The organism is Actinomadura sp. NPDC000929, from assembly GCF_040492065.1.
Classification (GTDB): Bacteria; Actinomycetota; Actinomycetes; order Streptosporangiales; family Streptosporangiaceae; genus Spirillospora; species Spirillospora verrucosospora.
Window position 1 is genome coordinate 18095 of sequence record NZ_JBEUPA010000081.1, and the last position, 18403, is coordinate 36497.

Sequence of the window (18403 nt, forward strand, 5' to 3'; positions counted from 1 at the left end):
CTAAGCCCCGAAGCGGTCGGCGACCAGCCGGTCGGCCCAGCGCCGGAGCGCGTCCTCCACGGGCGGATGGCTCAGTCCCGCCTTCCCGGCCAGCACGCCGGCCGAGGAGGTGTCGTAGCGCTCCTCGGACAGGAAGGAGAGCGTCTCGGGCTCGACCCCGGTGAGCGCACGCGGCAGCCGCCGTACCAGCCCGACCGGCAGCGTCACCCGGGGCGGACGCACACCGAGGTGCCGCGCCAGAAGCCCGACCAGGTCGGGCAGGTGCGGCGTGGCGTCGTCCAGGACCCAGTGAGCGCGGTAGGGCTCCTCGTCGTACTCGGGCACGGCGGCCATGAAGCGGGCCAGGTGGTCGACGGTGACCACGGGCACGAACGTGCGCCGCGACCCGGCCAGCGCGGGCAGGCGCCCGCCCCAGAGGTCCCGCACCATCTCGGCGAGCCCGATGTACTGCCCGGCCTCTCCGGTGACCGAGTCCCCGATCACGGTCGCCGGATGGACCGCGGTGAGCGGCACCCCCTCCTCCCGCGCGACCGCGCGTACGGCGGCGTCCCCTTCGAGCTTGGACGCCTCGTACGCGCCAAGCCGCCGGTACAGCGCGTCCAACTCCTTGGCGGGCACCGGATGGGCGAGCCTCCCCTCGGAGGCCACGCGGTACCCGGACACATGGACGAGACGCCGCAGCCGGGGAAGCGCGGCGGCCCACCGCACGACGTTCACGGCGCCGTCGACGTTCGCCCGCCGAGCCTCCTCCCGTCCCAGCCCGAACCGGAACAGCGCGGCGGCGTTGAAGACGTCCCGCACGGCCTTCAGGCGGTCGCGGTCCTCGTCGTCCAGCCCGAGGTCCGGCCGCGTGATGTCGGCGTCGACGACCAGCAGCCCCTGGTCGTCGACGCCGTGCTCCCGCAACCATCCCCGCAGCTCACCGCCGCGCGCACCGCCGCCCCGGACGGCCGCGACGACCGGCCGCCCCCGTTCCAGCAGCTCCGCCACCAGCCACCGGCCGATGAACCCCGTCGCCCCCAGGACCAGGGCCTCGCCGGCCGCACCCTCGCTCAACGTCATGGCGAAAAAGTAGACCGGTCTACCTATTTTGTCCAGCGGCGCCGGTCAGCGCTTCTTCTTGGGGGTGACGCTGAGGCGGTGGTCGAGCTTCCAGAAGTAGAGCGCCTTGCCCTTGCCCACGTACACGTCGTGGAGGCCGACGCACTGGCTGCGCCCCGTCCCCGACAGGTCGGCCATCCACCTGCCGGTCGGCTCGTACACGTCGAACTGGTAGATCTTGTAGGCCCGGCCGATGTCGAGCCGGTAGTGCTTCTTCTCCTTCAGCGTCGGCGTGTACCCGAGGCTCCTCTGCCACTGCTTGTTGGCCTGGTATCCGAGGGTGGCGTTGATGCTCTCGACCGTGGCGCCGTACGAGATGGTGACCGTGTGCCCCACCGTGTACGAGGTCGCGGCGTTCATGGTGCCGGGGCCCCAGCCCGAGACGGTCCACGGGTCCTGGTTCTCCCAGCGGGTCCAGGTCCCGGCGAACTGCCGCTTCCCACGCGCGACCCGCTTGTCGGTGCACTTCAGGCCGTTCTTCGCCTTCGACGCGCCGGCCTTTCCCGCCTGCGCGCCGAGCTCCTTCTTCGCCGCGACACTGGTGGTCGGCCTGGCCTCCCCGCCGGACACCACCGTCGTCCCCACCACGGCCGCGGTGCCGAGGACGGCCACACCGGCGAGCGTCAACCCTGCCTTCTTCATCCGGGAATTCCCCTCTATGACCCGACCCATCCCTTGGGCCGCACGAGCCATTCTTCGAAGAAAGCCGATTCCGGATTCAGGGCCCTAGGACCCCAACCCCCGCGCCCCGGGCCCTACCTGCTCGCGCTTCGCCCCGGCCACTGGCACCTCGCCACCTCCGATCGGGCGGCCGCCGGGTTCCGTCGTCCTCGCCGCATCCCGCGTGCCGCGGAAATCCGCAGGGTCAGGTGTCGCGGCGGCGCGCCCAGTCGGCGCGGTGGAGTTCGTATTCGACCTCGCCGTGTTCGGTGCCGGGGATGGGGTCGTCCCAGTGCCGGTGGAAGGTGCGCAGGTAGGTCAGGCCGGACTTCTCCATGACGCGGCGGGAGGCGGCGTTGACGGCCATGGTCTGGGCGAAGACGCGGTGGACGCCGAGGTCGGTGAACGCCTTGGCGATCAGAGCCCGCGACGCTTCGGTGGCGTATCCCCGTCCCCAGCTGGCCGCGCGCAGGCAGTAGCCGAGTTCGGCCTGCCGGGCGTCGTGGCCGTCGCCCGGTTCGAGGGCCAGCCAGCCGATGAAGTCGCCGGAGGAGCGCTCGACCGCGGCCCACCGGCTGAGCGCGCCCCGCTCGTACCAGTCGAGGATCCTGGCGAGGGTCTGGTCCCTCAGGTGGGCGCGGGGGGTCGGCCGGCCGCCGGTCAGGAACCGCATGACCTCCGGGTCGCCGTCGAGCCGGACCAGGCCGTCAAGGTCGTTCTCGGTGAACCGCCGCAGCAGCAGCCGGTCGGTGGTGAGGAATACCTGCACGGCGCCGAGTCCTCCGATCCGCCGAGGAGACGGCCACCCGCGTGATCATCTCGTTCGATGGGCGTTCTGTCCTTGGAACGGTCCTATTTGGGCTGTAGGTCGCAAATGATCGAAAACGTCCGGCTTCGTCTCTACAATCTCATGCGATCGGATACCCGGACAGGGAGGTCCCTCCCGTGAATGGTGAGCACCGCCCCGAGTGGCCGGTCGATCCCGAGACGCCCAGCGTGGCCCGGATGTACGACTACTACCTCGGCGGCAAGGACAACTTCGCGGCGGACCGCGAGGCCGCCGACCAGGTGGTGGCCGCGATGCCGAACGTGCTGGAGTTCACCCGCGCCAACCGCGGGCTGCTGTCGCGGGCCGTGACGATGATGGCCGACCGCGGCATCCGGCAGTTCCTGGACATCGGCTCCGGGCTCCCGACGCAGGAGAACGTGCACCAGGTGGCCCAGCGCGCGGCGCCCGGCTCCACCGTCATCTACGTCGACAACGACCCGATCGTGCTCGCGCACGCGCGGGCGCTGCTGGCCGACAACCCGCTGACCACGGTCATCCAGGCCGACTTACGCGAGCCGGAGAGCATCCTGGACGACCCCGAGGTGAAGGCCCGGATCGACTTCGACCGGCCGGTGGGCCTGCTGTTACTGGCCATCCTGCACTTCGTCCCGGACGAGGCGGGACCGGCGGAGATCGTGGCGAGGCTCCGGGCGCCGCTGGCCCCCGGCAGCTTCCTGGCCATCACGCACGGCCACCGCGGCGAGGTCACCACGCAGGTCGAGGAGCAGGTCCGGGGCGCGTACGGCAGGACGGGGGCGGGCGACATCATTCCGCGCGGGATCGACGAGGTCATGACGTTCTTCGAGGGCACCGAGCTGGTCGGCCCCGGCCTGGTCCAGGTGGCCGACTGGCGGGCGGACGCCGAGCCGTCCCCGCCCGACATGTCGCGGCCGGGCTTCCTCGCCGGCGTCGGGAGGGTGGTCTGATGCTGCCGACCCATCTGCTGTTCGGCCGGGCCTTCAGCGAGGACCCCTACGCCGTGTACGCCGAGCTGCGGGCGGCGGGGCCCGTCCATCCGATCGACTTCCCTCCCGGCGCCGCCGCCTTCCTCGTGGTCGACCACGAGCACGGCCGCGCGGCACTCAGCGACCCGCGCCTGTCCAAGGACACCGCGAACAGCGCCGTGCCCGTGAACCCCGAGCTCTTCTTCGGCGGCACGATGCTCGGGATGGACCCGCCCGGCCACACCCGGATGCGCGGGCTGGTGGCCAAGGCGTTCACCGCCCGGCGGGTGGAGCGGCTGCGCCCGCGCGTCCAGGAGATCGCCGACCGGCTGCTGGACGGCGTCGCCGAACGCGGCGAGGCCGACCTGATCGAGGACTTCGCCGTCCCGCTGCCGATCCAGGTCATCTGCGAGCTGCTCGGGGTGCCGGCGCGCGACCGGGCCCGGTTCCGCGAGTGGACGGCCGTGCTGACCGTGCCGGCGCTGACCGCCGAGGCCCGCGAGCGCCGCCGCGAGGCGGCCCGGGCGTTCAACGCCTACCTGCTCGACGTGATCGCCGAGCGGCGGGCCGAGCCCGAGGACGACCTGGTCAGCGCCCTGATCACCGCCCGCGACGGCGACGCCGCCCTCACGGAGGCGCAGCTGCTCGGCACCGTCGCGCTGCTGCTCATCGCCGGGCACGAGACCACCGTCAACCTCATCGGCAACGGGATGCTCGCCCTGCTCCGGGCGCCCGGCCAGCTCGCCCTGCTGCGGGCGCGGCCCGAGCTGCTGCCGTCCGCGGTCGAGGAGCTGCTGCGGTTCGACGGCCCGGTGGAACGGGCGAGCCAGCGCATCGCCCTGGAGGACATGGAGATCGCCGGAACGCCGATCCCCAAGGGCGCCTGGGTGCACGTCTCGCTCGGCGCCGCCGACAGGGACCCCGCCGTGTTCGAGGACCCGGACCGGCTGGACGTGACCCGCGCCCCCAAGGGGCACGTCCCCTTCGGCCACGGCCCGCACTTCTGCCTCGGCGCCCCGCTGGCCCGGCTGGAAGGGCAGATCGCCATCGGCGGCCTGCTGGACCGCTTCCCCGGTCTCGCCCTCGCCGTGCCCGCGGACGAGCTGCGCCACCACCGCACCGGCTCGATCGTCCGCGGGCTGGTCTCGCTCCCCGTGCGCGTCTGAACGCCGCCCCGGCTCGGGAACGACGGGGCGCTCTCCACGGTGCTCCAGCAGCATGTCCCGATCGCAGGCGGCGATCCGGGACGGCGAACGGCCGAGCCCCGGGGGCGGGACTCGGCCGTCGGCGGTGTTACGGAGGGTCAGGCGAGGCCGGACTTCTTCAGCCACTCCTCGGCGACCTTCTCCTGGTCGTCCTTGTCGATGGCGACGCGCTTCATCATGTCCAGGAGGTCCTGGGTGGTGAGCTTGGCGGAGACGCCGTTCAGCGCCGCCCTGGCCTTCTCGTCCACCGCCTTGGTGTTGACCAGCGGCGTGACGTTCTGGGCGGAGAAGACGTTCTCCGGGTCCTCCAGGACGACGAGCTTGTTCTGCTGGATCGTCGGGTCGGTGGTGAACAGGTCGGCGGCCTGGACCTTGTTCTCGGTGAGCAGCTTCACCAGGGTCGCCTGGGCGCCGGCGTCGAACGGCTGGAACTTCTTGAAGTCCAGGCCGTAGGTCTTCTTGAGGCCGACGAGGCCCTGCTGGCGGGTCTTGAACTCCGAGGGCCCGGCGATGACGAGGTCCTTGGCGACCGGCTTGAGGTCGGCGATGGACTTCAGGTTGTACTTGGCGGCCGTCTGCGGATTGACGGTGACGGAGTCCTTGTCCTCGGCCTTCGCCGAGTCCAGGATCTCCACGCCGGCGGGCAGCTTGGCCTTGAGCGCGGCGTTGATCTCGTCGGTGGTGGCGGCCGTGCTGGTCTTGTCGACCGAGGTGGTGAGCAGGGCGCCGTTGTACTCGGGCATCACGCTGATGCCGCCCTTGACGACCTGGTCGTAGTAGATCTCGCGGGCGCCGATGTTGAACTTGCGGGTGACCTTGACGCCCTTGGCCTCCAGCGCCTGCGCGTACAGCTCGCCGAGCAGGTTGCTCTCGGGGAAGTTCGCGCCGCCGACGGTGACGGTGCCGTTCCCGCCGCCCCCGGAGAGCGGGTTCGAGTCGTCCCCGGAGTCGCCGCTCCCGCAGGCGGACAGCGACAGGGCGGCCACGAGGCCGACGACCGCGCCCCTGATGAGTTTGTTCATGGTGCTCTTCCTTCGGTGTCAGGAGGATCGGGCGGAGCCGAGCAGGCCCGGTGAGACGAGGAGGCGGCGCAGTGCCGCGAAGGCCGCCTGGACGATCAGCGCGAGCAGCACCACCAGGACGGTGCCCCCGACGACGAGCTGGTAGTCGTTGCGGGCCAGACCGTCGATGATGTAGCGGCCGAGGCCGCCGAAGCCGGGGTAGGCGGCGATGGTCGCGGTGGCGACGACCTGGATCGCGGACGTGCGCAGCCCCAGCAGGATGAGGGGCAGCGCCATCGGCAGCTCGACCCGCCACAGTACGCCCCAGCCGGTCATGCCCATCCCGCTGGCCGCGTCCTTGGCGTCGGCGTCGACGCCGCGGATGCCCTCGAAGGTGTTGACCAGGATCGGCGGGACGGCGAGGGCCACGAGCGCGACGAGCACCGGCGTGATGCTGTACTCGATCACCACGACGATCAGCACCAGGCCGAAGGTGGGGACGGCGCGGGCGATGTTCGCCAGGCTGATCGCGAGGAACCCGCCGCGGCCGGTGTGCCCGACGAGCAGGCCGAGCGCGAGGCCGATGACCGCGGCGCACACCAGCGCCACGCCGCTGTAGTACACGTGCTGGAGCAGGCGGTGCGGGATGCCGTCGCCGCCGTGCCACTGGGAGGACGTGGTCAGCCACGTCCAGAACAGGTCGATCTGGTTCCACAGCTCGTTCATGAGGTCATCCGGGCTCGGGCCCACGGGGTGAGCAGGCGTTGGACGGTGACCAGGATCGCGTCGGTGACCAGGGCCAGCAGGACGATCAGGACGGTGGCGGCCACGATCTGCGTCTGGAACTGGAGCTGGTAGCCGCGGATGATGTCGTAGCCGAGGCCGCCCTGGCCGATCAGCTGGCCGACGGCGACGAGGCTGATGGAGGAGACGGCGGCGACGCGCGTCCCGGCGATGACGATGGGCACGGCGATCGGCAGCTCCACCTGGAGCAGGCGCCGCAGCGGGCCGAAGCCCATCGCGGTGGCCGCCTGCCGGACGGGCTCGGACACCGACGCCAGGCCGTCCACCACGTTCGGGACGAGCACCGACAGGCTGTACAGGGTCAGCGGGATCATGACCGTGGACGCGGTCAGCCCCGTGTACTGGATGAAGACCATGAACAGCGCGAGCGACGGGATCGCGTAGAAGACGTTCGAGACCGTCAGCGCCGGCGGGTAGAGCCACGCCCAGCGGCGGCACAGCATGCCGACCGGCAGCGAGATGATCAGGCCGAACAGCACCGGCAGCAGCGCGAGCCGCAGGTGGATGAGGGCGTGCTCGGTCAGCGTGTCGGTGTGCTCGCCGATCCAGCCCCAGTCGATGTCCATCAGCCGGCGCCTCCGGCGTCGGCCTCCTCGGGATCGGGCGCGGGCTCGGCGGCCCGCTCTTCGCGCGCGGCGCCGGCGGCGCCGCGGCCGTGGGTGGGGACGGCGAGCAGGTCGGTCCCGCTCGCGGTCCCGACGACCGCACCGGTCTCGTCGACGCCGACCGCCAGGCCGGACGGGGACAGCACGGCCGCGTCCAGCGCGGTCCGCACGGAGTCGCCCCCGACGTGGAAGGTGGGGCCGACCGGGCTGAGCTCGGCCTTCCCGAGCGCCCCGGTCGCCTGCGCCGGGCGGGCCCAGCCGAGGGGGCGCCGGTCCTCGTCGACGACGAGCACCCACTCCGTCCCGGCGGCCTCCGCGGCGTCCGTGCCCGCCGCGCGGACCGCGTCGTCGCTCAGCCGCAGGCCGCCCGTCTCGGCGAAGGAGAGGGTGCGGATGCCGCGGTTCTGGCCGATGAAGCCGGCGACGAAGTCGTCGGCCGGGTGGGCCAGGAGGTTCTCGGGGCTGTCGATCTGGACGAGCCGGCCGCCGGTCTGGAAGACCGCGATCCGGTCGCCGAGCTTGATGGCCTCGTCGATGTCGTGGGTGACGAACACGATCGTCTTGTGCAGCTCCTCCTGGAGGCGGAGGAACTCGTCCTGCAGCTCGGCGCGCACGACGGGGTCGACGGCGCTGAACGGCTCGTCCATCAGCATGATCGGCGGGTCGGCGGCTAGGGCCCGCGCGACGCCGACGCGCTGCTGCTGGCCGCCCGACAGCTGGAACGGGTACCGCTTGCCCATCGCCGGGTCGAGCCCGACCCGCTCCATCAGCTCCAGCGCCCGCGCCCGCGCCTTCTTCTTGTTCCAGGACAGCAGGTACGGGACGGTGGCGATGTTGTCGAGGATGGTGCGGTGCGGGAAGAGCCCGGCGTGCTGGATCACGTAGCCGATGCCGCGCCTCAGCTCGGCGGGCTTGCGCTCGCGGACGTCCTCGCCGTCGATGAGCACGCGCCCGGAGGTCGGCTCGACCATCCGGTTGATGGTCCGCAGCGCGGTGGTCTTGCCGCCGCCGGAGGTGCCGACGAACACGGTGATGCGGCCCGTGGGGCATTCGAGGCTCACGTCGTCGAGTGCGACGGTCCCCCCGGGATAGCGCTTGGTGACGCCCTCAAAGGTGATCAACGAATCACGTCCTCGCCGGGCGTCCCGCATGACGCCGATGATCGAATTCTGATTACGAGCCAACCGTAACCAATGGGTACCGTCATCTCAGTGTCCCGGCATGCCCGGAACGTCGAGCATGAAAGTATATCTACCGGTAATGCAGGGAAAGTAGCGTGTCGCCGTGGAGAACAGCCGAATCGTTATCGACGGGACTTCGCTCACATGCGCTCAGGTGGCGCGTGCGGCTCGCGAAGATGTGACGGTCGCCATAGCCGCGGCCGGCGTGCGGCGGGCGCGCGACGCCTGGCGGGTCGCCCGCGAGGTCACCGAGACGCAGCCGGTCTACGGGCGGACGACGGGGGTCGGCGCCAACCGCGTCGTGGACGTCGAGTGGGAGGACTCCGACGCCCACGGCCTGCGGCTGCTGCGCAGCCACGCGGCCGGGGCCGGGCCGCTGATCTCCCCCGAGATCGTCCGGGCGATGCTGACCGTCCGGCTGAACCAGATCGCGGCGGGCGGCTCGGGCGTGGAGCCGGGCGCGCTGCAGGCCCTGGCGGACGTGCTCAACCTCGGGCTGCTCCCGCCGGTGCCCGTCTACGGGGCGATCGGCACGGGCGACCTGACGGCGCTGGCCTCGACCGCGCTCTGCCTGCTCGGCGAGCGTGCGTGGCTGCCGGGCCCGGACGGCGGCCAGGAGCGCGGCCCCGGATACCGGCTGCGCTCCGCCGACGCGCTGGCGTTCATCAGCTCCAACGCCGCCACGCTCGGCGAGGCGGCGCTCGCGGTCGCCGACCTGCGGAAGGCGCTGCGCGCCTCGACGGTCGTGGCGGCGCTGTCGCACTTCGCCGTCCGGGGCTCGGAGGAGCCGTACGCGCAGCCGGTGCAGGACGCGTGCCCGCATCCGGGCCAGCAGCGGGCCGCGGCGGCGATGCGCGCGCTGCTCGCCTTCGACCGGCCGGCGCCGATGCGCATCCAGGACCCGTACGGCTACCGCGCGTTCCCGCAGGTGCACGGCCCCGCGCTGGAGGCGGCCGCCTACGCCGAGGAGGTCGTCACCCGGGAGATCAACGCCGCCGCGGAGAACCCGCTGGTGGACGTCCCCGGGCGGACGGTCTGGCACAACGGCAACTTCCACACCGCCTACGTCGGGCTCGCCCTGGACACCGCCCGCGCCGCCCTGTTCCAGACGATGGCGCTGGCCGCCGCCCGCCTCGGCACGCTCGCCGAGCCGTCCTTCACCGGGCTCTACCCCTTCCAGGGCGAGACGGAGGCGTCCTCCGGGATCATGATCCTGGAGTACGTGGCGCACTCCTGCCTGGCCGACGTGCGGCGCCTCGCCACCCCCGCGGCGCTCGGCAGCGCGGTGCTGTCGCGCGGCGTCGAGGAGCACGCCGGCTTCTCGACGCAGTCGGCGCGCGCGAGCACCGACGCCGTCGCCGCCTACCGCCTCGGGCTCGGCTGCGAGCTGGTGGCCGCCGTCCGCGCGCTGCGGATGCATGGGCGGGCGCCCTCCGGCGGGCCGCTGCGCTCGGCGTGGGACATGGCGGGCGCCGTCCTCGACCCGCGGATCGAGGACCGGCCGCTGGACACCGACATCGCCGCCGCCGCGGACCTGCTGCCGCACCTGGCCCGGCTCCATCCCTGACCCTCAGCCCGCCGCGGTCTCGCCGGTCGAGGCGCGGACGCGCAGCGACGGCTCGCGGACGACGCGGCGCTTGCGCGGCTTGCCGTCGATGACGTCCACGACGAGCCGGACGGCGGAGTGGACGATGCCCTCGACGTCCCACTCGACGCTGGTGAGCGGCGGGGACAGCAGCGCCGACATCGGATGGTTGTCGTAGCCGCAGACGGCGACGTCGCCGGGGACCTCCAGGCCCAGCTCGCGGGTGGCGGCGTAGACGCCGTAGGCGATGGAGTCGGCGAAGCAGAAGACGGCCGAGGGGCGGCCGGGGCCGCCGAGCACCCGCAGCGCGACCTCGGTGGACTCGGCGAGCGACTGCGGCACGACCACGACGTCCACCGACAGGCCGAGCCGCTCGGCCTCGGCGTTGACGTACACGTCGGCCGGGCGGTCCGGCGTGCTGGCGAGCGTGGGGGTGAACACGGTGAGGCGCTCGTGCCCGAGCGCCCGCAGGTGCTCCAGCGCGAGCGTGACGCCCCGCCGGTTGTCGAAGACGACCTCGCCCTGCGCCTGGCCGCCGTGCAGGGCGTCGCCGATGGACACGACGGGGATCGCGGCCGCCAGCTCCGACCACAGCGCGGCGGACGGGTCGAGCGGCTGGACGATCAGGCCGTCCACCCGCTGGTCGCGCAGCCGCCTGGCGAGGGCCAGCTCGCGCTCGGGGTCGCCGCCGGCGTCCACGATGAGGGCGTAGCGGCCGCGGGCGAGCAGCGCCCGCCCGATGCCGACCGCGAGGGACTGCTGCCAGTAGTCCTCCAGCGAGCCGCACAGCAGGCCGACCTGGTCGGTGCGCCCGCTGGCCAGCGCACGCGCGATCGGGTGGGCCTCGTAGCCGAGCTCGCGGGCGGCGGCGCGGACGCGCTCCTGCGTCTCCTCGGAGGTCTGGATGCCGCGCAGCGCGTAGGACACGGCCGCGGGCGACAGCCCCGTCGCCTGCGCCACTTCCCGGATGGTCGCGCGCTTGCGCTTTTCCGACATCCCTCCAAGCGTAGAGGCCGCCACCGACAGAGCACGGCATCCGCGCTTGACGGGAGCGTCACTGAAGCGGTTCACTGAAACGGTTAACTGATGCGGTTCAGAAGTCCTGGCCTGGCGCTTCGCGCGGTGTCCCGGGCGTAACGGACCGTCTCCACCCACGGTTTCGGAGAGGAGCGAACCCCGTGTCTTCCGAGGTCCTGCCCCGTCCCAGCGGCCTGGAGCGCCTGCCCGGCCGCCCCCTCGACAAGCGGGAACTGCGGGAACTGGTCGACGACCTGGCCGAGCGGCCCGGCCTGTGGCGTCCCCATGTCGCGTTCCCCGAGGGCCGCCGCCACTACGTCTCCCTGCACCGGGACGAGCACGTCGACGTCTGGCTGCTGTGCTGGACGCCCGAGAACGACACCGGCTGGCACGACCACGACGTCTCCTCGGGAGCCGTCCGCGTCGTCGCCGGGGCCATCGAGGAGAACAACCCGCGCATCGGCGGCGAGCCCCTGCGGACCGTCATGCGCGAGGGCGCGTCCTTCTGCTTCGGCCCCGAGCACATCCACCGGCTCACGGGGGTGGAGGACGCCAGCGTCTCGATCCACGCCTACTCGCCGCCGCTGTGGCGGCTCGGCCAGTACTCCATCGACGAGTCGGGCGTGATGCGCCGGACGCCGGTCAGCTACACCGAGGAACTCCAGCCGTCGGACGAGGCCGCCTGACCTGGCCTAACGGGTCTGCGAGCCGGTCTGAAAGGGCCCTGGCGGACCCGTCCGGGGGTGACGGGCCCGCCAGAGGCGGAACGTCCGGTCGAAGCCCGCTCACCCCGGCCGGACGCCCCTATCTCTCCCAGCGCGGGCGGTCCCGAAAGTGTCACACCGCCGTCCGAAATATCGGTCGCTCAGCGCGCAGACCACGATGACGGCGGCGAAACAGGAGGCTGCGCCCCTCAGCAGGCCGGCCTCGTAGTAGGTGTCCGTGACCAGGCGGACGGTGGCGCAGCCGACCGCGGCTCCGGCGAGAAGCGCCACCGCCACCTGGACGGCCCAAAGCGCGATCCCGGCCGTCCCGACACCGGACAGCGCTTTCCGCAGAGCGCACACGGCGGCCGTCACGCCGACGAGAAGCCCGGCCGTCGCCGCCAGGAGTGGTGTGCCGAAATTCACTCCGTAACGGATGGCGAGCGCCGGGACGAAGAAGAGAAGCAACCCCCACCGCAGTCCGCTGATGACCGACGCCAGGGCGACACCCATCTCGCCTGGTCTCAGACGTGGTGACGCCCAGCGTGCCCCCGCGATGACGCAAACGGCGACGGCCGCACCTGGCAGGCGTCCGCCCAGATGACCCAGGTTGTACAGGAGGGCCGTGTCATACACGGTCAGCACCACCTGCCCCAGCGCCCACACGGATCCGGCGAACAGGAGCATCTGCGGGAACGACGGCTCGTCCGCACCGGAATCCTCCTGCGCGGCCAGCCAGCGCAGCAGCAAAGGCGTCACAACAGCCGAACAGGCTCGGACCACGATGTCGTCCGCCGTGTAGGGGTTGTGCAGATCCCACTCGACCATGCAGAAGACGAGCGTGTAAGAGAGCGATGCGGCCCACACGAGCCACGAGTGCGCCAGGCGCCGGTACAGGCCGCGGTCCAGCCACCGCAGCACCGTCACATACGCGAGCAGGACCAGCGGCAGTTCGAGGAACGCCTGCACGCGCAGGACGGACGGGGCCAGCAACTCCGGCGCAGGGAAGCGTTCCGCCAGGCCGCGCATGGCTGGTCCGTCCTCAAGCGCGAACCATCCCTCGGGCAGATACTTCGCGACGAACGAGGCGTCTCCGCCGTGAACCCGCAGCACGTACACGGTGAAGAGCACTTGGTTCAGGTAGACGAGCCCCACGACGAGGCCGAGAAGCGCCTCCGGACGGGCCCAGCGCCGCCCCGCCCCGGACGGAGGGTCACATGCGCGCCGCGTCCACCGGGGCGCGATCGCGAGGCTCGCCGCCGTCGCGGTCAGCACCGCCCCGTCCACCCCGATCGCCACGAGCGACAAACGTAGACGTTTCCTCAGGCGGCCGCATGGGCCGCAGCGACGCCGTGAGCCGGGCCCGCATCCACGCCGCGCCGGGGCGTTCCACCAGGCGGTGCACGGCGTAGGCGGCCAGCAGCGAGCCCCCGATGACCACCGCCAGCGCCGTCCAGCGGTCGAGCCCCGGATACACCGCGTCCAGCAGGGGAAGCGCGAGCTGGGAGTGGACGAGGTAGAGGGGGTAGGTGAGCGCCCCGAGCACGGTCAGGCCCCGCCATCGCAGCCGGCTCAGCCGGCCGGTGGCGACGAGGATCATCACCGCGAAGATGCCCGTGATCACGGCGCTGACCACGGTCTCGTCCGCGCCCCTGAACACGTTCTCCGCGCGCCAGGCGCCCCAGCGCAGCGCGATCAGGTAGGACGCGGCCACGTACCCCCAGAGCAGCAGCGTCGGGCCGAACCGGTGGATCATGTACAGCGCCATGCCCGCGATGAAGTAGCAGCTCCAGGTCGGCACCAGCATCACCTGGAGGATCCTGCTGTCCGCCTCGTCGGCGAAGACGCCGCCGAGCATCCAGGCCGCCATGAAGACCAGGCAGGAGCGGTAGGTGATCCCGATCCCCGCGAGGACGGCGGCGAGCACGTAGAAGTGGAGTTCGACCCAGAGGGTCCAGTAGACGGCGTCCACGTTCCGCAGGCCGAGCCCGCCCTGCAGCATCGTCAGGTTCGGGACGATCAGCCCGGGGACGCCGTGCCCCATCCGGAACACCGCGTAGACGGCGGCGCCCAGCAGCACGCTCACCCAGTACGCGGGCATCAGCCGCACGAGCCGCGAGATCCCGAACTCCCCCGGGCCGCGTCCCCACGCGCTCATGAGGATCACGAACCCGCTGATGACGAAGAACAGGTCGACGCCGAGGTACCCGAACCGGGTGACCGGCGCGATCTCGGGGAAGACGTCCTGCGAGGGCGCGGGCCACGCCCCGGCGCCGCCGAATCCCGTGAAGTGGTACAGCACCACCGCCAGCGCGGCCGCGAAGCGCAGGAGGTCGAGTTCGCGCAGCCGTTCCCGTCGAGTCACCGCGGAACCCTCCCGCCGCCAGGTGGCCCGGCCCGATCCGCCGGGTGAACGGCGGATGTAGGGAAGGACGCGATTCGCCGCGCCCCGCGGCCGTGCCGTGGTGACGGGATGGTCGCGGAGTGCGCGCGTGGGAGGCGCGAGGTCAGTAAGATACGGAGGCGTCCCCCGATCTCATTGGTGGTCCTCCATGACATCTCGCCGCGCCCGACGCGGCGCGGCGACCCGAATGCTGTGCCTGTGCCTGGCGGCGGTCGTGTCGCTCGCCGGAAGTTCCCTGCTCGCGGGGTGTTCCCTGCTCGCGGGCTCGGTGCACAAGCCGGCCGCGGCGGACGGCCCGAAGGACGGGGCGCGCAGGGCCCCGCCCGTGGTGATGTTCCTCGGCGACAGCTACACCGTCGGCGACCGCGGCGTCGAGCCGGAGTCGACCTACGCCTCCGCGACCGCGCGGCTGCTCGGCTGGCAGGTCGTCGTCGGCGGCCGGTCCGGGACGGGCTTCGTCCAGAAGGGCCGCGGCCCGCACGCGTTCCTCGGCCTGTACGAGAGCCAGCTCGGCTGGCGCCCGGCGCCCGACATGCTGATCGTGTCCGGCGGCCACAACGACTGGCGGATCCCCCCGCCGCAGGTCGCGGCGGCGGCGCACGTGCTGCTGGAGCGCGCCCGGCAGCGCTGGCCCGGCACCCGCCTGGTGCTGGTCGGCCCGCTCTGGGGGACGGGGACGCCGCTGCCCGGCGCGCTCGCCGTCCGGGACGCGCTGAAGAACCTCGCCCGGCAGCTCGGCGTCCCGTTCGTCGACCCGATCGGCGAGGGCTGGATCACCGGCGACCTGCTGACCGGCCAGGGCAACGCGCCGCGCCTCATCAAGCGGGACCGCACCCATCCGACGCCGGCGGGCCACCTGTACGTGGCGACCCGCCTGGCGGCGGACCTGAAGCGGATGGGTCTCGACCACCCCGCCCGCAAGGGCTGAGCGCCGGCGGGACCGTCAGCGCGACGCGGGCCGCGCGAGGGTGAGGGAGAAGTCGCCCGCCTCGTCGGTCCAGAACTCTGCGAGCTCCAACCCGGCGGCGCCGAGCTCCGCCTCCAGCCGCTCCCGCCGGAACTTGGCGGAGATCTCGGTGCGCATCTCCTCCCCCTCGGCGAACGACACGTCGAGGTCGAGGCCGCCGACGCGGACGTCCTGGGCGCGCAGCGACCGCAGCCGCATCTCGATCTGCTCCTCGGCCGCGTTCCACACCGCGACGTGCCGGTACGCGGCGGTGTCGAAGTCGGCGTCGAGCTCCCGGTTGACGACCGACAGGACGTTGCGGTTGAACTCGGCGGTGACGCCCGCCGCGTCGTCGTAGGCGCGCACGAGCCGCTCGGGGTCCTTGACGAGGTCGGCGCCGAGGAGGAGGAAGTCGCCCTCGTCCATGGTGGCGCGCAGGCCGCCGAGGAACCCGATGCGCTCGGCGGGCGGCATGTTGCCGATCGTCCCGCCGAGGAAGGCGACCAGGCGCCGCTCGCCGCCGGGCAGCAGGTGCAGGTGCTGCTCGTAGTCGGCGGCGACGGCCCGGACGGCCAGGCCAGGGTGGTCGGCGGCGATCCCGGCCGCGGCCTGCTCCAGGAAGTCGCCGCTGACGTCCACCGGCACGTAGGTGCGCAGCGTGCCGGCCAGCGCGTCCAGCAGCAGCCGGGTCTTCTCCCCCGAGCCCGCGCCGAGCTCCAGCAGCGTCCGGGCGCCGGTGGCGGCGGCGATGGCGGGCGCCCGGGCGGTGAGGATCTCCCGCTCGCGCCGGGTCGGGTAGTACTCCTCCAGCCGCGTGATCTCCTCGAAGAGCGCGCTGCCCCGCTCGTCGTAGAACCACTTGGGCGGCAGGGTCTTGGGCGTGCCGGAGAGCCCGTCCCGGACGTCCTGGCGGAGCGTCTTGGCGAGGTCGTCTGCGGTCAGGAACCGGTCCACGTGGTTCTCCTTCGGTGCTTCGGGTCGGGCCGTGCTTCGGGGTCGGGCGGTCTCAGAGCCGGGAGATGCGGACACCGGCGGCGAGCCCGGTGGTGACGAGCGAGCCGTCGGGGACCCGGCGCCACGCGGGGTCGCCGTCCAGCGGCTCGGACGCGATCTGGACCGCTTCCCCGCCCTCGCGGACGAACAGCGAGTCGCCCCAGGTCGTGGCGGCCAGGGACGTCCCGTCCGAGGCGAGCAGGTTGTAGCGGCCGGGGGCCAGCGCGGTGATCGCGGCGACGACGGCGGCGAGGCCCTCGCCGAGCGCCGCGCCCTCCCGCCAGTTCCGGACGGCGAGGGCGAACAGCGGCGCGGAGTCGACCGGGGCGCGGGCGTCGGGGACCTCGGCGATGTCCCCGGCCAGTTCCCGCAGCTTGGACTCAACGCCGCCGTAGCCCTCGATCTTCCCGTTGTGGCTGAACAGCCACGGCCCCGCGCGGAACGGCTGGGCGCACGACTCGTCCACGGGGAACCCGACGGTCGCCGACCGCAGCGCCGCGACCGCGCACGACGCCCGCACGGCCCCGGCGACCTCGCGGAACGACTGGTCGGTCCAGATGGGCTGGGCCCGGCGGAAGCGGACGGCCTCGCCGTCCTGGTACCAGCCGACGCCGTACCCGTCGGCGTTGAGGAGGGCGCCCTGCGTCATGCGCGGCGCGTACGACTGGGTCTCCAGCGAGTGCTCCCCCTCGTAGATGAGGGAGTGCAGCGTCCGCTCGGGCCCCAGGTAACCGAGATGGCGGCACATCTAGCGGGCCACCCCCGTCGTCGGCTCCGTGGCCGGCCCCGCCGAGCGGGCGCAGCGGAACCCGGAGAAGATCTGCCGGCGGATGGGGTAGTCCCAGTTGCGGAACGAGCCGCGTATGGCGAGCGGGTGCGTCGCCCAGGACCCGCCCCTCAGCACCTTGTAGTCGGGTCCGAAGAAGACCTCCGAGTACTCCTTGTACGGGAACGAGCGGAAGCCGGGGTAGCCGTGGAAGTCCGACGACGTCCACTCCCACACGTCCCCCAGGAGGCGCCGCACCCCGTACGCCGACGCACCTGCCGCGTAGGAGCCGGTCTCGGACGGACGGAGCGCCCGCTGCCCGAGGTTGGCGCGGCCCTCTTCGTAGACGTCGCCCCACGGGTAGCGGCGTGACCGTCCTGCCGCGGGGTCCCAGCGGGCGGCCTTCTCCCACTCGGCCTCGGTCGGCAGCCGCTTCCCGGCCCACCGCGCGTACGCGTCCGCCTCGTACCAGCACACGTGCTGGACGGGCTCGCCGGGCGGGACGGGTTCCGACCGCCCGAATCGGCGGCGCGACCACTGCCCCCCTTCACGCTCCCAGAAGGCCGGGGCGCGCTTGCCGCTGCTGTTGCGCCACTCCCATCCGGCCGGGTCCCACCAGCGCGGGTCGTCGTAGCCACCGGCCTCGATGAACGCGGTGTAGGCCGCGTTGGTGACCGGTTCCACGTCGATGTAGTACGCGGGCAGGTCGACGAGGTGGACGGGGCGCTCGTTGTCGTACGCCCATGGTTCGTCCGACGTCCCCATCTGGAACGGGCCCGCCTCGATGAGCGCTTCCTCGGCGCCGGACGCCTCGCCGGGCACCTGGAGCGGCTCCGCCTTGGGGTCGAGGAGGGCGGGGGCACCGCGGCGCAGCTGGTGGGTGGCCAGCATGGTCTCGTCGTGCATGTGCTCGTGCTGGACGACCATCCCGTACACGAACCCGCCCGACGTCAGCGGATCCGGGGTGTCGAAGCGCACCGACGCCAGCGAGTCGAGCACCTTGGAGCGGACCGCGCCGAGGTAGGACCGGGCCTCCTCTGGCTTCAGGAGCGGCAGCGTCGGCCGCTCCGCCCGCGGATGCTCGAACGCGTCGTACACATCGTCGATCTCGGGGCGCATCGCCTCCTGCCCGGCGGCCGCGCGCAGCAGCCACAGCTCCTCGTAGTTGCCGACGTGCGCGAGGTCCCACACGAGCGGCGACATCAGCGGCGACACCTGCGCGGTGAGCCCGTCCTCGTCGAGGACCTCGGTGGTGAGGCGCAGGCTGCGGTCGCGCACCGCACCGAGCTCGTCGGCGATCAGTTCTTTCAGGGCGGCCTCGTCTGCGGACGGGCCAGGCGAGCTCATGTCGGATCCTCCATCGGAATCGGACGTGTCGGGGACGCGGCGGGCCGGTCGTCGGCGGGACTGCGGCCCCGCAGGACGTACCGGTGGGCGTACTCCTCGACCAGGGGGACGAGACCGGGCGCGCCGAGCCGCGCGAGCGCGTCCAGCGCCGCCGCGAAGCACGCCCGCGCGGCCCTGGCCAGGGCGGGGTCCGACAGGCCGTCGCGGGCCGCCGCTGTCCATCTGGTCGCGGCTGAGGTTCATCAGGGCGACGATGTTCGCCCCGGTCTCCCTCAGGACCATCGGGACGTACTTCTCGTCGCACTCCAGCA

At 72.5% G+C, this 18403-nt stretch carries 18 protein-coding genes; 5 read left to right on the forward strand and 13 right to left on the reverse strand.

Going from position 1 to position 18403, the window contains the following annotated elements; translation table 11 throughout:
• The 3 genes from ABWI04_RS25515 to ABWI04_RS25525 form a co-directional block, all read right to left on the reverse strand.
• A complete protein-coding gene (locus tag ABWI04_RS25515) occupies positions 1 to 1062 on the reverse strand; it encodes an SDR family oxidoreductase (protein ID WP_353834018.1) in 1062 nt (353 codons plus the stop codon).
• 45 nt (positions 1063 to 1107) lie between these two features.
• Positions 1108 to 1743 carry a hypothetical protein gene (locus tag ABWI04_RS25520; protein WP_353834019.1) on the reverse strand — a complete coding sequence of 212 codons (636 nt, stop codon included), beginning with the start codon at positions 1741 to 1743 and terminating at the stop codon, positions 1108 to 1110.
• 223 nt (positions 1744 to 1966) lie between these two features.
• The gene (locus ABWI04_RS25525; protein ID WP_345184062.1) at positions 1967 to 2530 is read right to left on the reverse strand and encodes a GNAT family N-acetyltransferase; all 564 of its coding nucleotides are present in this window, start codon (positions 2528 to 2530) and stop codon (positions 1967 to 1969) included.
• 176 nt (positions 2531 to 2706) lie between these two features.
• On the opposite strand from ABWI04_RS25525, the gene ABWI04_RS25530 reads away from it, so the two are divergent.
• Positions 2707 to 3516, forward strand: coding sequence for an SAM-dependent methyltransferase (locus ABWI04_RS25530; RefSeq protein WP_345184060.1), 810 nt, complete (start codon positions 2707 to 2709; stop codon positions 3514 to 3516).
• Positions 3516 to 4700 (forward strand): cytochrome P450 family protein, encoded by a 1185-nt coding sequence (locus ABWI04_RS25535; protein WP_345184057.1) that lies wholly within the window; start codon positions 3516 to 3518, stop codon positions 4698 to 4700. The genes ABWI04_RS25530 and ABWI04_RS25535 overlap by 1 nt, the downstream gene beginning before the upstream one ends.
• A gap of 137 nt (positions 4701 to 4837) precedes the next feature.
• On the opposite strand, the gene ABWI04_RS25540 is transcribed toward ABWI04_RS25535, so the two are convergent.
• Genes ABWI04_RS25540 through ABWI04_RS25555 form a run of 4 tightly spaced genes read right to left on the reverse strand, consistent with a single transcriptional unit; the run spans position 4838 to position 8270 of the window.
• A complete protein-coding gene (locus tag ABWI04_RS25540) occupies positions 4838 to 5761 on the reverse strand; it encodes an ABC transporter substrate-binding protein (RefSeq protein WP_345184055.1) in 924 nt (307 codons plus the stop codon).
• Between the two features lie 18 nt (positions 5762 to 5779).
• Entirely contained in the window at positions 5780 to 6466 is a 687-nt protein-coding gene (locus tag ABWI04_RS25545) for an ABC transporter permease (RefSeq protein ID WP_345184053.1), read from the reverse strand.
• The gene (locus ABWI04_RS25550; RefSeq protein ID WP_345184051.1) at positions 6463 to 7110 is read right to left on the reverse strand and encodes an ABC transporter permease; all 648 of its coding nucleotides are present in this window, start codon (positions 7108 to 7110) and stop codon (positions 6463 to 6465) included. The genes ABWI04_RS25545 and ABWI04_RS25550 overlap by 4 nt, the downstream gene beginning before the upstream one ends.
• Entirely contained in the window at positions 7110 to 8270 is a 1161-nt protein-coding gene (locus ABWI04_RS25555) for an ABC transporter ATP-binding protein (RefSeq protein ID WP_345184049.1), read from the reverse strand. Before ABWI04_RS25555 ends, ABWI04_RS25550 begins: the two co-directional genes overlap by 1 nt.
• Positions 8271 to 8433: 163 nt before the next feature.
• Between ABWI04_RS25555 and ABWI04_RS25560 the strand changes: the two genes are divergently transcribed.
• Positions 8434 to 9897 (forward strand): aromatic amino acid ammonia-lyase, encoded by a 1464-nt coding sequence (locus ABWI04_RS25560; protein ID WP_353834020.1) that lies wholly within the window; start codon positions 8434 to 8436, stop codon positions 9895 to 9897.
• Between the two features lie 3 nt (positions 9898 to 9900).
• Here the strand turns inward: ABWI04_RS25560 and ABWI04_RS25565 are convergent, their stop codons facing one another.
• The gene (locus tag ABWI04_RS25565; RefSeq protein ID WP_345184045.1) at positions 9901 to 10911 is read right to left on the reverse strand and encodes a LacI family DNA-binding transcriptional regulator; all 1011 of its coding nucleotides are present in this window, start codon (positions 10909 to 10911) and stop codon (positions 9901 to 9903) included.
• A gap of 182 nt (positions 10912 to 11093) precedes the next feature.
• On the opposite strand from ABWI04_RS25565, the gene ABWI04_RS25570 reads away from it, so the two are divergent.
• Positions 11094 to 11618, forward strand: a complete 525-nt coding sequence (locus ABWI04_RS25570) for a cysteine dioxygenase (protein ID WP_345184042.1) — start codon at positions 11094 to 11096, stop codon at positions 11616 to 11618.
• Between the two features lie 99 nt (positions 11619 to 11717).
• Here ABWI04_RS25570 and ABWI04_RS25575 read toward each other — a convergent pair whose 3' ends face one another.
• Positions 11718 to 12791, reverse strand: coding sequence for a hypothetical protein (locus ABWI04_RS25575; protein ID WP_353834021.1), 1074 nt, complete (start codon positions 12789 to 12791; stop codon positions 11718 to 11720).
• Positions 12792 to 12849: 58 nt separating this feature from the next.
• On the reverse strand, positions 12850 to 14001 hold the full coding sequence (locus tag ABWI04_RS25580) for an acyltransferase family protein (protein ID WP_345184038.1): 1152 nt from the start codon (positions 13999 to 14001) through the stop codon (positions 12850 to 12852).
• Positions 14002 to 14188: 187 nt separating this feature from the next.
• Between ABWI04_RS25580 and ABWI04_RS25585 the strand changes: the two genes are divergently transcribed.
• A complete protein-coding gene (locus ABWI04_RS25585) occupies positions 14189 to 14968 on the forward strand; it encodes an SGNH/GDSL hydrolase family protein (protein WP_345184036.1) in 780 nt (259 codons plus the stop codon).
• A gap of 15 nt (positions 14969 to 14983) precedes the next feature.
• On the opposite strand, the gene egtD is transcribed toward ABWI04_RS25585, so the two are convergent.
• From egtD to egtB, 3 genes are read right to left on the reverse strand one after another with little or no spacing between them, the layout of a single operon-like run.
• A complete protein-coding gene (gene egtD, locus ABWI04_RS25590; RefSeq protein ID WP_353834023.1) occupies positions 14984 to 15940 on the reverse strand; it encodes an L-histidine N(alpha)-methyltransferase in 957 nt (318 codons plus the stop codon).
• Between the two features lie 52 nt (positions 15941 to 15992).
• On the reverse strand, positions 15993 to 16727 hold the full coding sequence (gene egtC / locus ABWI04_RS25595) for an ergothioneine biosynthesis protein EgtC (RefSeq protein ID WP_353834024.1): 735 nt from the start codon (positions 16725 to 16727) through the stop codon (positions 15993 to 15995).
• A complete protein-coding gene (egtB, locus tag ABWI04_RS25600; protein WP_353834026.1) occupies positions 16728 to 18092 on the reverse strand; it encodes an ergothioneine biosynthesis protein EgtB in 1365 nt (454 codons plus the stop codon).
• Positions 18093 to 18403: the final 311 nt, after the last annotated feature.

What these genes read in the sequence shown, in the direction of transcription:
- ABWI04_RS25565 (WP_345184045.1), bottom strand. Translation starts at nt 10,911, where the DNA reads ATGTCGGAAAAGCGCAAGCGCGCGACCATCCGGGAAGTGGCGCAGGCG.
- ABWI04_RS25540 (WP_345184055.1), bottom strand. Translation starts at nt 5,761, where the DNA reads ATGAACAAACTCATCAGGGGCGCGGTCGTCGGCCTCGTGGCCGCCCTG.
- ABWI04_RS25520 (WP_353834019.1), bottom strand. Translation starts at nt 1,743, where the DNA reads ATGAAGAAGGCAGGGTTGACGCTCGCCGGTGTGGCCGTCCTCGGCACC.
- ABWI04_RS25535 (WP_345184057.1), top strand. Translation starts at nt 3,516, where the DNA reads ATGCTGCCGACCCATCTGCTGTTCGGCCGGGCCTTCAGCGAGGACCCC.
- ABWI04_RS25545 (WP_345184053.1), bottom strand. Translation starts at nt 6,466, where the DNA reads ATGAACGAGCTGTGGAACCAGATCGACCTGTTCTGGACGTGGCTGACC.
- ABWI04_RS25585 (WP_345184036.1), top strand. Translation starts at nt 14,189, where the DNA reads ATGACATCTCGCCGCGCCCGACGCGGCGCGGCGACCCGAATGCTGTGC.
- egtB (WP_353834026.1), bottom strand. Translation starts at nt 18,092, where the DNA reads ATGAGCTCGCCTGGCCCGTCCGCAGACGAGGCCGCCCTGAAAGAACTG.
- egtC (WP_353834024.1), bottom strand. Translation starts at nt 16,727, where the DNA reads ATGTGCCGCCATCTCGGTTACCTGGGGCCCGAGCGGACGCTGCACTCC.
- ABWI04_RS25550 (WP_345184051.1), bottom strand. Translation starts at nt 7,110, where the DNA reads ATGGACATCGACTGGGGCTGGATCGGCGAGCACACCGACACGCTGACC.
- ABWI04_RS25515 (WP_353834018.1), bottom strand. Translation starts at nt 1,062, where the DNA reads ATGACGTTGAGCGAGGGTGCGGCCGGCGAGGCCCTGGTCCTGGGGGCG.